The following is a 12,849-nucleotide window of genomic DNA, read 5'->3' as shown; positions in this document are numbered from 1 at the left end:
ATTGATACTAATAGATCGTCATAGAATACCTAAAGCTGGAGAGCACAACAATAGCCAATCCACATTGATGGAGGTGACTTATGCCAAAACAGAAACAAGGTTACGAAGCATTACTCGAAGAATTCGTTCATAGGCTAAAACAAAGCCCTGAAGAAATAGGGCATTTATTGGAAAACTCAGAAAAAGTGGTGAGTGCCGCCAATGAAATGACCAAGGACGAAATCGCGTTAATTTCTGCCTATGTAAAAGCTGACCTTAAAGAGTTTGCTGATGCATTTGAGGAGAGTAAGAGTGGGCCGTTTTATCTCACGATTGCTAACTCTATCTGGCAAAGTTTGCTCGATATTACCGATAAGACTCGCATCGAATGGATTGAGTTAGCCAAGGAGTTAGAGCAACAGGGGCTTTATCAAGAAGGCGATGTGATTGGCTTAGGGGTACTGGTCTGTGAGCAATGTGGTCATAAAACTGAGTACATTCATCCCACTAAAGTCATGCCGTGCATTCATTGTGGAGGAAAAACGTTCCATCGTGAACCGCTCAACCCTTAGTGTTCATCGTGTTCGCTAGTTCCATCAATCAAAAAACAAGGCGCTAAAGTAGCGCCTTGCTTGTCTGCTATGAAGCCTTTAAGGCTTAGTTGCCATACGGCGGCGTAACGCCCAGCCGACGGTAGCCAAAATCCAAATATACAAAGGCCATGGACCAAATCGATAATAAGGTGTGACACCTTGAGTGGTCTCTACATCGGCTTTTAACACACCAGTTTCGAATTGCGGGATTGTGTAGGCAATGTGCCCTTGATAATCGGTAATCGCCGTAACCCCGTTGTTGGTGGAGCGAATAAGCGGTTTACCTAGCTCTAAGGCCCTCATGCGCGCAATTTCCATGTGTTGCAGTGGGCCGATAGAGTGCCCAAACCATGCGTCATTAGAGAGTGTCAAAATAAAATCTGTGGTCTCATTGACGTTGGCGCGAACTTGATCGCCAAATGCAATCTCATAACAAAGAGCCGGCGCAAAGGAAAATCCATTCGCGATGATATTCGGTTGAACATAGTTACCAGGAGTAAACGACGACATTGGCAAATTAAATAAGGGTGCTAATGGCCTTAACAGTGACTCGAACGGAACAAACTCACCAAATGGCAATAGGTGATATTTGTGGTAGCGAGCATTGATGTCGTAGTGATAAGCATCACTTGGCGTTTTACCAAGGGTAAGAATGCTGTTGTAGAAACGCTTATTCTCATCGAGATTAATGATACCGGTGATGATGCTGCTGTTGTTGATGCGGGCGGCATGATCAAGATTAGTTAAAAACGGCTGAACCTCGTATTCGAGAGCAGGAATTGCCGCTTCCGGCCAAATGATGACATCAGAGTCCCAGTTTTGACGGGAAAGATCGACATATTTCATCAAGGTTGGCCAACGTTGGTTGGGTAACCACTTCAGCTCTTGAGCGATATTACCTTGAATCAAAGCTATCGATGCAACTCGGTTTGGATCGGGAGTGACCCACTGCGCTGACGTAAGACCAAAACCGGTAGCAAGAATGACAACGGGAATCACCGCTAGACGCCATGCACGTTTAAGAGCCATGTAAGCCAGTGCTGAGCCACATAACATCACCATAAAGGTGATAAGTTTGACGCCACCAATAGGTCCAAAGGAAGCCAGTGGACTATCGATTTGGCTGTAACCTAACCAGAGCCAAGGGAAACCGGTAAAGACCCAACCGCGTAATAGCTCGCAAATCAACCAAAGCGCAGGAGCCATGATGAAAAAGCGTGTGCGCCCTGAGTTCGCGCAATAACGATTTAACAGCCAAGCAAACAGTGCGGGATACAAAGCGAGGTAGGCAACTAACAGTGACAGTAAGATTATGGTCACAATTTCTGGCATGCCACCAAAGGTATCTATGCTGACATGAACCCAACTGACACCAGTCCCAAATTGACCAAGCCCCCAGAAGAAACCGATCCAAGCGGCCTGTTTGGTAGTGCGTTGATCTAGCAGTAGCAGCAGTAACATGGGACTCAATATAGCGATAGGCCAATATTGATAGGGTGCAAAGGCAAGGGTAGTGAGTGCGCCAATAAAAGCGGCCGCTAAGGGCCGCTTTAGGCGATGAGTAACAACTTTAATCATCTGCAACTTTTCTGAACTCTTATTGGTAAGAGAGGGGTTAACATTACTCGTTAGTGGTTTGCGGTAATGATTCCATATCAGGAATGGTGACATGAAGTTGCACAACACGACGGTTATCTGCTGCTGTCACTTTGAAGTTATAGCGGTCGATTTCAACGACCTCGCCACGACCGGGTAAATGCCCAAACGCCGTAGTCACCAATCCACCAATAGTATCCACTTCGTTATCGCTGAAGTTGGTATTAAATGTTTGGTTAAAATCTTCAATTGTGGTCAGCGCTTTTACCGCGTAGGTATGTTTGCTGAGTTTACGAATTTCCTGTTGGTCATCATCGTCGAATTCATCTTCAATATCACCAACGATCTCTTCCAGCACATCTTCAATGGTCACTAGGCCTGAAACGCCACCGAACTCATCTACGACAATCGCCATGTGATATCGTTCCTCACGGAACTCTTTTAACAGGCGATCGACTCGTTTACTCTCCGGTACGACGACCGCAGGACGAATCACTTCATCGATGTTGAATGGTGAGCTGTTGGAGCCCAGATACTTAAGTAAGTCCTTCGCGAGCAAAATGCCCTCAACGTGGTCTTTGTCTTCACTGATTACAGGGTAGCGAGAGTGCTGAGCATCTGTAATCAGTGCGACAAGCGAATCCAGATTGTCGTTACGATCAATCGTAACCATCTGGGAACGCGGAATCATAATGTCCCTGACACGCATTTCGGAGATTTCCATAACACCTTCAAGCATATCTCTAGTGTCATGGTCAATTAGGTCATTCACTTCAGAGTCTCGGATGACGTCAACCAATTCTTGACGATCCTTGGGATCTCCCTGGAATAACTGACCTAAACGCCCAAAGAAGGACTTTCTACTCGGACCGTCAGAACTTTGCGAATTATCTTCGTTCATTGTTTCTCAATAATATTATGCTATCAGACGTGTGATAGCGCACATATCACAGGCTGCCTCAATTCAGTAGGCTGCGTGTTACTCTTTTTCAGCAGCATAAGGGTCTTCAAAGCCCATTGCCTGCATGATATCCGCTTCAAGAGATTCCATCTCTTCGGCTTCATCATCTTCAATATGGTCATAACCTAACAGATGAAGGCTACCATGTACAACCATATGCGCCCAGTGTGAGGTCAAGGGCGTATTTTGCTCTTGTGCTTCACGTTCAACGACTTGACGACAAATGATCAAATCACCTAGCAAGTCGATTTCAATACCTGGAGGCGCTTCGAATGGAAAAGATAGCACGTTCGTTGGTCTATCTTTGCCACGGTAATCAAAGTTTAGCTGGTGGCTTTCCGCTTCATCAACAATACGGATAGTCACTTCTGCTTGTTTCTGAAAGCCGCTCACAGCTTGTGTGAGCCAATGAGAAAATTGGTCTGCACTTGGCAGACCTTGTTCATTTTCACAAGCAATTTGTAAATCTAGTTCAATGCTCATTATTCGTCTGATTCCTCGATAGCAGAACGAGTCACTGAAAGGTCGGCTTTTTGTCCTTCTAACAGTTTTGCTTCTCGTTCATCGCGACGACGTTTTTCGTACTCTTTGCGCTCTTTTTGATCTTGCGCTTCCCATTTTTCATAAGCATTAACGATGCGAGCCACCACAGGGTGACGAACTACGTCGTCGGCGATGAAAAAGTTAAAGCTGATCTCTTCGACTTCACTCAACACTTCAATTGCGTGGCGAAGGCCTGAACGAGCGCCACGAGGTAAGTCAATTTGGGTGACGTCACCAGTAATGACTGCACGAGAGTTAAAGCCGATACGGGTAAGGAACATTTTCATCTGTTCGACAGTGGTGTTTTGGCTTTCATCGAGGATGATAAATGCATCGTTTAGAGTACGACCACGCATGTAAGCAAGCGGGGCAACTTCAATCACGTTACGCTCGATAAGCTTCTCTACACGTTCAAATCCCAGCATTTCAAACAGAGCGTCGTAAAGAGGACGTAAATAAGGGTCCACTTTTTGGCTCAAATCACCAGGTAAGAAACCGAGTTTTTCACCCGCTTCAACCGCTGGTCGAGTCAGTAAGATCCGACGAATCTCTTGGCGCTCTAATGCGTCCACTGCTGCCGCAACCGCAAGGTAGGTTTTACCTGTACCAGCAGGACCAATACCAAACGTGATGTCATGGGTAACCATGTTCATCAGGTATTGAGCCTGATTAGGAGTGCGAGGTTTAATCACTCCTTTTTTGGTTTTCACAAACACTTCTTTGCCGTGAGCAATAGAAGATTCCACCTGAGTATTTTGTTCCAAAACGCCATGCTCTTTGATGGACAGATGAATCTGCTCAGGTTCTATGTCAGGAATCTCGCCACGTACAGGCGCAGTATCCACATAAAGTGTTTTGAGAATGTCGACAGCCGCCTCGGTAGTATGAGGTTGACCAACAACAGTAAAAAGGTTGTTGCGGTGGTTAATTTCAACACCTAAGCGGCGCTCTAAGTGTTTAATATTATCGTCGAAAGGACCGCATAGGCTTGCCAGGCGGCGGTTATCAGAAGGTTCGAGATTGATCTCGACAGTAACGATTTTATTGCTCAAATTAGCCTCTCAATAATGTCATTCTAGGATGCCCGATTGCGACCGGGCACCTAATGACAGTTTATACGAGCTTATGGAGTAAAAGTAGCGACTCCCAGCTCATCTTCACGACGAGTTTTCGCCATCATTTCCGATGGTGAAGTAACAACGCGAAGGTTCATCTCTTTTTCAGTACGTACTAATTCACCACGCAGTGAGTTAGGGAACACGTCCACGATATTCACATCAACGAATTGACCAATTAGGTCGGCTGAGCCTTCGAAGTTGACGACGCGGTTGTTCTCAGTACGGCCTCGAAGTTCCATAAGGTTCTTCTTCGATGGACCTTCGACTAAAATACGTTGCTCGGTGCCTAGCATCTGACGAGAGTAACGCATAGCTTGTGAGTTGATCTGCTGTTGCAGTTCATACAAACGCTCTTTCTTCACATCCTCAGACAAATCACATGGGTAATCTGCTGCCGGTGTACCAGGACGAGGAGAGAAGATAAAACTGAAGCTCATGTCGAAATCGACATCACGAATCAGTTTCATGGTGTCTTGGAAATCTTTATCCGATTCACCAGGGAAGCCAACGATAAAGTCAGAACTGATTTGGATATCAGGACGCGCTTTACGTAGCTTACGAATGATAGATTTGTACTCGATACCAGTATGAGGACGTTTCATCATTGTCAAAATACGGTCGCTACCACTTTGTACAGGTAGGTGTAAGAAACTCACTAGTTCAGGAGTATCTTCATACACAGCGATGATGTCATCAGTAAATTCAAGTGGGTGACTGGTAGTAAAACGAATACGGTCGATACCATCAATCGATGCCACAAGACGAAGCAATTCTGCAAATGAACAGATACCGCCGTCGAACGTTGCACCGCGATAGGCGTTTACGTTTTGGCCTAGAAGGTTAACTTCACGTACGCCTTGATCAGCAAGTTGTGCGATTTCGTACAAAACGTCGTCCATTGGACGGCTTACTTCTTCACCGCGAGTATACGGTACTACACAGTAAGTACAGTATTTTGAGCAGCCTTCCATAATAGAAACAAACGCTGTCGGACCTTCTGCGCGAGGCTCTGGTAAACTGTCGAACTTTTCGATCTCTGGGAAAGAAATGTCCATCACAGGACCATGATTTACCTGTGATTGCTTAATCATTTCTGGTAGACGATGCAATGTCTGTGGACCAAAAATAACGTCAACAAATGGAGCACGTTGACGGATATGGTCGCCTTCTTGTGTCGCCACGCAACCGCCCACACCGATCACAACACCAGGTTTTTTGTCTTTCAACGTTTTCCAACGGCCAAGCTGGTGGAAAACTTTTTCCTGTGCTTTTTCACGGATAGAGCAGGTGTTCAGTAGTAGGACATCTGCTTCCTCTGGTTCTTCGGTCAGCTCATAGCCATTGGCAGCATGAAGCAGGTCGGCCATTTTTGATGAATCGTATTCGTTCATCTGGCATCCCCAGGTTTTAATTAGCAGTTTCTTACTCATCTCACTTTCGCTCGTTTAATAGTTCATCGGTTGTGATTATACCTAAGCTGCCTCTACTGGAAGAATAGCAGGCGGAAGAAGCTTAGGTATGCTTTCCTATCATCACCTCGGTGATAATAAGCCGCGTATTGTACTTCTTTAAAAAGAGACTGACTAGTCATGACACGAAATCTATTGTAAGCATTGTGCTATCAGGCTTTTACCCATGTTTTACTTAAGGTTTTTGCACAAAATAATTCGCAAATAAAGTGGCACTACGTACAATACGACCAGAGGCAAAATACAGTAAGAAGTCATGAAATATGAACAAGTTTGATGTGGTAATCATTGGCGGAGGCATGGTAGGTGCCGCCTTAGCATTAGGTTGGGCCAAGCAAGGCCGCCAAGTTGCACTGGTTGAAAGTGCGACGCCTGAAGCTTATAGCGAACAGCAACCGATGGATGTACGAATTTCTGCGATCTCTCAGACATCTGTTGATCTGCTTAACTCACTAGGCGCATGGTCGGCGATTGAAAGTATGCGCGTGTGCCCTTACCGCCGTTTAGAAACGTGGGAACATCCGGAATGTCGTACTCGCTTTAACAGTGAAGACCTAGGATTAGACCAGCTTGGCTACATGGTGGAAAACCGCATTATTCAACTTGGCCTGTGGCAGCAATTCTCCGCGGAGAATATCACGCTATTCTGTCCTGACCGATTGGCATCGATACAGGGTGAGGATGAAAAGTGCATCACGTTAGAGTCGGGTGCTCAAATCTATGCACCTTGGGTCATTGGTGCGGATGGGGCGAATTCCAAAGTCCGCAGCATCGCTGGTATTGGCGTGACTGCTTGGGATTATCGCCAAAGCTGCATGTTGATTAACGTGACAACAGAGTTGCCGCAGCAAGACATCACTTGGCAACAATTTTTCCCATCGGGACCGCGTTCATTTTTGCCTCTTAATGGACATCAAGGCTCTTTGGTATGGTATGACGCACCTAGCCGTATCAGACAGCTTAGCCATCTTTCACCAGAACAATTACGCCAAGAAATTTTGCACTACTTCCCAACAGAACTTGGGGATATCGAAGTGCAGCAACATGGCCATTTCCCTTTAACTCGTCGTCACGCGCAAACTTACGTCAAAAATGGCTGTGTAGTGATTGGGGATGCAGCCCATACGATTAACCCATTGGCAGGGCAGGGCGTGAATTTAGGATTTAAGGATGTGGCAGTGTTATTAGAGGTAACCAAAGATCACAGTGTGATTACCTTGCGCCAGCTACAAGCTTATGAGCGTCGTCGTCGTCCTGATAACTTGCTGATGCAAAGTGGTATGGATGTGTTTTATAAAACGTTTAGCAATGAAATAACGCCCCTAAAGCTGGCGAGAAACGCATTACTTAAAGTGGCAGAGCATGCTGGCCCAATCAAAAAACAGGTGCTGCGTTATGCACTTGGTTTGAATTAGCATCAGATACAAACAAAAAACGCTGCTCTAGGCAGCGTTTTTTTATCGCATTGGCTAAATATAATTATTTAGTAACGCGTAGTACAGGCGTTTCACCAACAACAACAGAACCAGAAAGTTTGTTCAACTCTTTGATTTCGTCCATGTTAGAGATAACAACTGGAGTCAAAGTAGATTTTGCTTTTTCTTGTAGAAGAGCAAGATCGAATTCGATAACAGTGTCACCAGCTTTCACGCTTTGACCTTCTTCAGCGATACGTTTGAAACCTTCGCCTTTCAGTTCAACAGTGTCGATACCGAAGTGAACGAATAGCTCAACGCCGTCGTCAGATTCGATAGAGAACGCGTGGTTAGTTTCGAAGATTTTACCGATAGTACCGTTAACAGGAGCTACCATCTTGTCGCCAGAAGGCTTGATAGCGATACCGTCACCAACGATTTTCTCAGCGAACACGACATCTGGCACATCTTCGATGTTTACGATTTCACCAGAAAGTGGTGCGATGATTTCAATTGCACCTGCGTCAGCGCTGTCGTCAGAGACTAGCTTCTTAAGTTTGTCAAACAGACCCATTGTGTCATGCTCCTAACGTTTAAAATTTTTTCTGTCGAAGTATAGTATAACAATCAATGACATTAGACGACTACTTTTCACCGTCTAATGCCATGGTTATCGCTTCGATTATTTGGTTTTTTCGGCAATAAATTTATCAACACAAGCTTGGATTTCAGCAGCAGTTGCTTTGGTCAGCGCTTCGTCTGCCATTGCTTTTACTTCTGCGAAATTAGTGTTGCGGATAATTTTCTTAACTTTAGGAATAGAGATGCCGCTCATTGAGAACTCATCTAGACCCATACCTAGAAGCAATAGAGTCGCACGTTCGTCGCCTGCTAGCTCGCCACACATACCAGTCCATTTACCTTCAGCGTGTGAGCAATCAATAACACGTTTGATTACGCTTAGTACTGATGGAGAAAGTGGGTTGTACATGTGAGAAATCATTTCGTTACCACGGTCTACAGCCAGTGTGTACTGGGTAAGGTCGTTAGTACCGATAGAGAAGAATGACACTTCTTTTGCGAGGTGGTGAGCAATCGCTGCTGCTGCAGGAGTTTCAACCATTACACCGATTTCAATGTTGTCATCGAATGCGTAACCTTCGCTGCGAAGTTCAGCTTTGTACTCTTCTAGAGCCGCTTTCAGTTCACGAATCTCTTCAACAGAGATGATCATTGGGAACATGATGCGTAGTTTGCCGTGAGCAGATGCACGTAGAATACCACGTAGCTGGTCACGTAGGATTTCGCGACGTTCAAGGCTGATACGGATTGCACGCCAACCCAAGAATGGGTTCATCTCTTTTGGCAAGTCCATGTATGGAAGGTCTTTATCACCACCGATATCCATAGTACGGATAATAACGGATTGACCAGCCATAGTTTCAGCAACTTCTTTGTACGCTTCGTACTGTTCTTGTTCAGTAGGAAGTGCATCGCGGTCCATAAATAGGAATTCGGTACGGTATAGACCTACGCCTTCACCACCGTTGCGTTTGATACCGTCACAGTCTTTTACTGTACCGATGTTACCGCAAAGCTCTACGTGGCGATCATCAAGAGTGATTGCTGGTAGATCTTTCAGTTTCGCTAGCTCTTCTTTTTCTGCTAGGAATGAAGCTTGAACGTCTTTTGCTTGAGCAAGTTCAGCGTCTGAAGGATTGATCACGATCTTGTTGTTGATAGCGTCAATAATCAGTGTGTCACCGGTTTTCACTTTCGCAGTGATGTCGTTAGTACCCACGATCGCTGGCAATTCAAGAGAACGAGCCATGATTGAAGTGTGAGAAGTACGGCCACCGATATCACAAGCAAAACCAAGAACATAAGTTAGATTGATTTGTGCTGTTTCTGAAGGAGTCAGGTCGTAAGCTACCAGAATAACTTCTTCACTAATATCACTTAGAGAAACGATGTTGATACCTAGTGCGTTTTTAACAAAACGAGAACCGATATCGCGGATATCTGTTGCGCGTTCTTTTAGGTATTCGTCGTCTAGAGACTCTAGCGCAGCCGCTTGCTCTTCGATAACAGTGTGGATTGCGTTGTCTGCGTGAAGTTTTTCTTCTTTGATAAGAGTCAGAATTTCTTCTTCTAGCTCTTCATCTTCCAGCAACATAATGTGGCCTTCGAAGATCGCTTCTTTTTCTTCACCGAACGTTTCAAGTGCTTTTTGCTTGATCACTTCTAGTTGCTGAGCTGACTTATTACGCGCTTCGTAAAAACGTTGCACTTCAGCTTCGACTTGAGCGTCAGAAATAGTGTTGGTGTTGAGGACAATTTCATCTTCTTGAAGTAGTAATGCTTTACCAATAGCAATACCAGGAGATGCTAGGATGCCTGAAATCATAGCGTTACCTTAAACTGGTCATCTGTAAACGTGAAATGAGAGACAAAGATGCTAAATATTTAGCCTATTCTCTGCCTTATTTCCAACAAAGCCATTTTGCATCGGCAAAATGGCTTTAATAGAAATGGTCGTATTAGTGAAGTTGATCCATTAGAGCAACTAGGTGATCAACCGCTTCTTTAGCTTGAGCACCTTCAGCTGAGATAGTAACTACAGTACCTTTTACAAGGCCTAGAGTTTGCAGCTTGAATAGGCTTTTTGCGCTAGCGCTTTTACCATTTGAAGTTACAGTGATGTCTGCGTCAAAAGCTTTAGCTTCTTTTACGAATTGTGCTGCTGGACGAGTGTGAAGACCGTTTTCTGCAGTAATTTCTACTTGCTTCTCGTACATGTGATATACCCCAATTAATTTATATTTTTGTAAGATTGTTGACCAGTCATAGCTTACCTTGATAGCCGCAAATGTGCCAGAGTGGCGTTTACTTTGCGTCTAGCAAAACTTGCCTGGATCACTTGACCGCCCGCCGAAAATCTAATGTTCTCAAGCGTTCGTAGTACAAACTTGGTCGCTTCTTTATTTTGAAGCGAAAAATAAAACAGCCCGATATTACCAAAGGGCGAGCCAGAATCAACAAAAAAGCCCCAGTTAGGGGCTTTTTTACAAGAAAATTTGATTTAGCTACGTATTTATTGTTCGTTCTCTTTCTCGGTGAAAAAGCCTGCGAACAGCGCAGTTGAAAGATAACGTTCACCAGAGCTTGGAAGAATCGCAACGATAGTTTTATCTTTATATTCAGGTAGTTCCGCAAGACGGTTAGCAGCAATAACTGCTGCACCTGAAGAGATGCCGGCTAGAATACCTTCTTCTTCCATTAGACGACGAGCCATCGCAATTGCGTCATCTGAAGGGATTGTTTCTACGCGGTCAATCAGTTCTAAATCTAAGTTTCCAGGAATGAAACCAGCGCCAATACCTTGGATTTTGTGTGGTCCAGGTTTGATTTCTTCACCAGCGAGTGCTTGAGTGATGACTGGTGATTCAGCAGGTTCTACAGCTACTGAAGTGATTTTTTTGCCTTGTGCTTTTAGGAAGCGAGATGTACCAGTTAGAGTACCACCTGTACCTACACCAGCGACGAACACATCCACTTGACCATCGGTTGCATCCCAAATTTCAGGACCAGTGGTTTTTTCGTGAATTTCTGGGTTAGCAGGGTTGTTGAATTGTTGCAGCATCAAATATTTTGCAGGATCGCTAGCGACGATTTCTTCTGCTTTGTTGATTGCACCTTTCATACCTGCAGCTGCTGGAGTAAGAACGAGATTTGCACCTAGTGCTTTTAGCAGTTTACGACGTTCAAGGCTCATTGACTCAGGCATGGTTAGAGTCAATTTGTATCCACGAGCTGCAGCAACGAAAGCGAGAGCAATACCGGTGTTACCACTGGTAGGTTCTACAAGTTCAACACCTGCTTTAAGCGAACCTTTTTTCTCTGCGTCCCAGATCATGTTTGCGCCGATACGGCACTTAACACTGAAGCTAGGGTTACGAGATTCTACTTTGACCAGTACATTGCCTTTGCTGACTTTATTTAGGCGAACGAGTGGTGTGTTACCAATAGTAAGAGAGTTGTCTTCGTAGATTTTGCTCATTGTGATGTTCCTTCATTTCGCACGGGATCGTGTCGATAACATTGTATCGAAGTGAATATGCTAAGAAGCATATTCACTTCACTAGTCAGGTAAAAGGACTAAAAAGTTATAAGATATAGTCTCATATTACATCTAGTTGAACGATCTAAGTTGCCAAATGCCCCACACCCAGAATTGCTTAAGGACGACGGGTATATTCATCGCGATATTCATTGACCCACAATGCTGTTGCACCGCAAACCGCAACAGGGACAACAAACAGATTCACAATGGGAATTGTTGTGAGAACGGAAACGACCATGCCGAAGGTGTAAGCTTTTGATTGCTTTTGTTTCAAGCTCAGACGCATTGAGTGAAAATCGATTTTGTGGTTATCGAAGGGATAATCACAGTATTGAATAGCAAGAGTCCAGGCCGTAAAAATAAACCAAGCGATCGGACCCACAGTTTGACCGAGCGCTGGGATTAACAACAGAATAAACAGTCCCAATGCTTTTGGCAGAACGTACATCAGCTTGCGCCACTCTCGGCTAAGAACTCGTGGCACGTCTTTCACTACATCAAGAATGCCATCGTCATTCACTTTTTGCCCGGTAAGCTTCTCTTCAACCTTTTCTGCCAGTAATCCGTTGAACGGTGCGGCAATAAAATTGGCTAAGGTGCTAAAAAAATAAGAAAAGGTCGCTAATATTGTAATAACAAGCAGCGGCCAAATTAGGTAACTCAGCCAGGATAGAAAGTCGGGTAGATGGCCCATCCACTGATCAATCCATCCACCTAAGTGATGAAATAGAAAGTAAAGTGCGCCGCCGACGAGTAAGATATTGGCGAGTAATGGCATAAGAACAAAACGGCGAATGCCTGAGGAAAAAGCCAAATCTAGTCCGTAAAAAAAGTAGCCAAAGCCAGTGCGTTGTTTTGGTTGCATTAATACTGTTCCGGGTTGGTGTTAAACATTTTTCAGCTGTCATTGTATTGTATCTGAGCAATACAGTCATAAAAGCACGGTAAAAAATAGTGCAAGGATGGAAGTTCTTACATTAAGTTGTTCTAAATAGGGTAAGAGTTTTGGTAAAGTAGCCAGATGAACTGACAAACCTACTTGGTCAACAACG

General features: G+C 44.6%; 12 protein-coding genes. 2 read left to right on the top strand and 10 right to left on the bottom strand.

The genetic code is table 11. The features are described 5' to 3' along the window. Positions 1 to 80: 80 nt before the first annotated feature. Complete coding sequence (locus tag OCV11_RS12245; protein ID WP_261893152.1) at positions 81 to 551, top strand: zinc ribbon-containing protein; 471 nt, start codon at positions 81 to 83, stop codon at positions 549 to 551. A 78-nt stretch (positions 552 to 629) separates the two neighbouring features. Here OCV11_RS12245 and lnt read toward each other — a convergent pair whose 3' ends face one another. The 5 genes from lnt to miaB all read right to left on the bottom strand — a co-directional run bounded on the left by lnt (position 630) and on the right by miaB (position 6,220). Next, positions 630 to 2,150 carry an apolipoprotein N-acyltransferase gene (lnt, locus tag OCV11_RS12240; protein ID WP_261893151.1) on the bottom strand — a complete coding sequence of 507 codons (1,521 nt, stop codon included), beginning with the start codon at positions 2,148 to 2,150 and terminating at the stop codon, positions 630 to 632. Between the two features lie 43 nt (positions 2,151 to 2,193). Further along, positions 2,194 to 3,069 (bottom strand): CNNM family magnesium/cobalt transport protein CorC, encoded by an 876-nt coding sequence (gene corC / locus OCV11_RS12235; RefSeq protein WP_261893150.1) that lies wholly within the window; start codon positions 3,067 to 3,069, stop codon positions 2,194 to 2,196. Positions 3,070 to 3,147: 78 nt separating this feature from the next. After that, on the bottom strand, positions 3,148 to 3,612 hold the full coding sequence (ybeY, locus tag OCV11_RS12230) for an rRNA maturation RNase YbeY (RefSeq protein ID WP_261893149.1): 465 nt from the start codon (positions 3,610 to 3,612) through the stop codon (positions 3,148 to 3,150). Then, the gene (locus OCV11_RS12225; protein WP_261893148.1) at positions 3,612 to 4,724 is read right to left on the bottom strand and encodes a PhoH family protein; all 1,113 of its coding nucleotides are present in this window, start codon (positions 4,722 to 4,724) and stop codon (positions 3,612 to 3,614) included. Before OCV11_RS12225 ends, ybeY begins: the two co-directional genes overlap by 1 nt. Before the next feature lie 71 nt (positions 4,725 to 4,795). Further along, positions 4,796 to 6,220 carry a tRNA (N6-isopentenyl adenosine(37)-C2)-methylthiotransferase MiaB gene (gene miaB, locus OCV11_RS12220; protein WP_261893146.1) on the bottom strand — a complete coding sequence of 475 codons (1,425 nt, stop codon included), beginning with the start codon at positions 6,218 to 6,220 and terminating at the stop codon, positions 4,796 to 4,798. Between the two features lie 302 nt (positions 6,221 to 6,522). On the opposite strand from miaB, the gene OCV11_RS12215 reads away from it, so the two are divergent. Then, positions 6,523 to 7,674, top strand: coding sequence for a 2-octaprenyl-3-methyl-6-methoxy-1,4-benzoquinol hydroxylase (locus OCV11_RS12215; RefSeq protein WP_261893145.1), 1,152 nt, complete (start codon positions 6,523 to 6,525; stop codon positions 7,672 to 7,674). Between the two features lie 64 nt (positions 7,675 to 7,738). On the opposite strand, the gene crr is transcribed toward OCV11_RS12215, so the two are convergent. From crr to cysZ, 5 genes are all read right to left on the bottom strand, one after another. Further along, on the bottom strand, positions 7,739 to 8,248 hold the full coding sequence (crr, locus tag OCV11_RS12210; RefSeq protein ID WP_068714311.1) for a PTS glucose transporter subunit IIA: 510 nt from the start codon (positions 8,246 to 8,248) through the stop codon (positions 7,739 to 7,741). 108 nt (positions 8,249 to 8,356) lie between these two features. Then, positions 8,357 to 10,081 (bottom strand): phosphoenolpyruvate-protein phosphotransferase PtsI, encoded by a 1,725-nt coding sequence (ptsI, locus tag OCV11_RS12205; protein ID WP_261893143.1) that lies wholly within the window; start codon positions 10,079 to 10,081, stop codon positions 8,357 to 8,359. Between the two features lie 133 nt (positions 10,082 to 10,214). Then, positions 10,215 to 10,472 carry an HPr family phosphocarrier protein gene (locus OCV11_RS12200; protein ID WP_014205558.1) on the bottom strand — a complete coding sequence of 86 codons (258 nt, stop codon included), beginning with the start codon at positions 10,470 to 10,472 and terminating at the stop codon, positions 10,215 to 10,217. 296 nt (positions 10,473 to 10,768) lie between these two features. Next, on the bottom strand, positions 10,769 to 11,734 hold the full coding sequence (gene cysK / locus OCV11_RS12195; RefSeq protein ID WP_261893141.1) for a cysteine synthase A: 966 nt from the start codon (positions 11,732 to 11,734) through the stop codon (positions 10,769 to 10,771). A gap of 178 nt (positions 11,735 to 11,912) precedes the next feature. Next, on the bottom strand, positions 11,913 to 12,662 hold the full coding sequence (cysZ, locus tag OCV11_RS12190; protein ID WP_261893140.1) for a sulfate transporter CysZ: 750 nt from the start codon (positions 12,660 to 12,662) through the stop codon (positions 11,913 to 11,915). Positions 12,663 to 12,849: the final 187 nt, after the last annotated feature.

The sequence above is a fragment of the Vibrio porteresiae DSM 19223 genome (assembly GCF_024347055.1).
In the GTDB taxonomy this organism is placed as follows: domain Bacteria; phylum Pseudomonadota; class Gammaproteobacteria; order Enterobacterales; family Vibrionaceae; genus Vibrio; species Vibrio porteresiae.
This window is presented reverse-complemented; position numbering and strand designations above follow the sequence as displayed.

Excerpts from the sequence above, each read along its gene's own strand:
- OCV11_RS12245 (WP_261893152.1), top strand. The coding sequence starts at position 81 with ATGCCAAAACAGAAACAAGGTTACGAAGCATTACTCGAAGAATTCGTT.
- lnt (WP_261893151.1), bottom strand. The coding sequence starts at position 2,150 with ATGATTAAAGTTGTTACTCATCGCCTAAAGCGGCCCTTAGCGGCCGCT.
- corC (WP_261893150.1), bottom strand. The coding sequence starts at position 3,069 with ATGAACGAAGATAATTCGCAAAGTTCTGACGGTCCGAGTAGAAAGTCC.
- ybeY (WP_261893149.1), bottom strand. The coding sequence starts at position 3,612 with ATGAGCATTGAACTAGATTTACAAATTGCTTGTGAAAATGAACAAGGT.
- miaB (WP_261893146.1), bottom strand. The coding sequence starts at position 6,220 with ATGAGTAAGAAACTGCTAATTAAAACCTGGGGATGCCAGATGAACGAA.
- OCV11_RS12215 (WP_261893145.1), top strand. The coding sequence starts at position 6,523 with ATGAACAAGTTTGATGTGGTAATCATTGGCGGAGGCATGGTAGGTGCC.
- crr (WP_068714311.1), bottom strand. The coding sequence starts at position 8,248 with ATGGGTCTGTTTGACAAACTTAAGAAGCTAGTCTCTGACGACAGCGCT.
- ptsI (WP_261893143.1), bottom strand. The coding sequence starts at position 10,081 with ATGATTTCAGGCATCCTAGCATCTCCTGGTATTGCTATTGGTAAAGCA.
- OCV11_RS12200 (WP_014205558.1), bottom strand. The coding sequence starts at position 10,472 with ATGTACGAGAAGCAAGTAGAAATTACTGCAGAAAACGGTCTTCACACT.
- cysK (WP_261893141.1), bottom strand. The coding sequence starts at position 11,734 with ATGAGCAAAATCTACGAAGACAACTCTCTTACTATTGGTAACACACCA.
- cysZ (WP_261893140.1), bottom strand. The coding sequence starts at position 12,662 with ATGCAACCAAAACAACGCACTGGCTTTGGCTACTTTTTTTACGGACTA.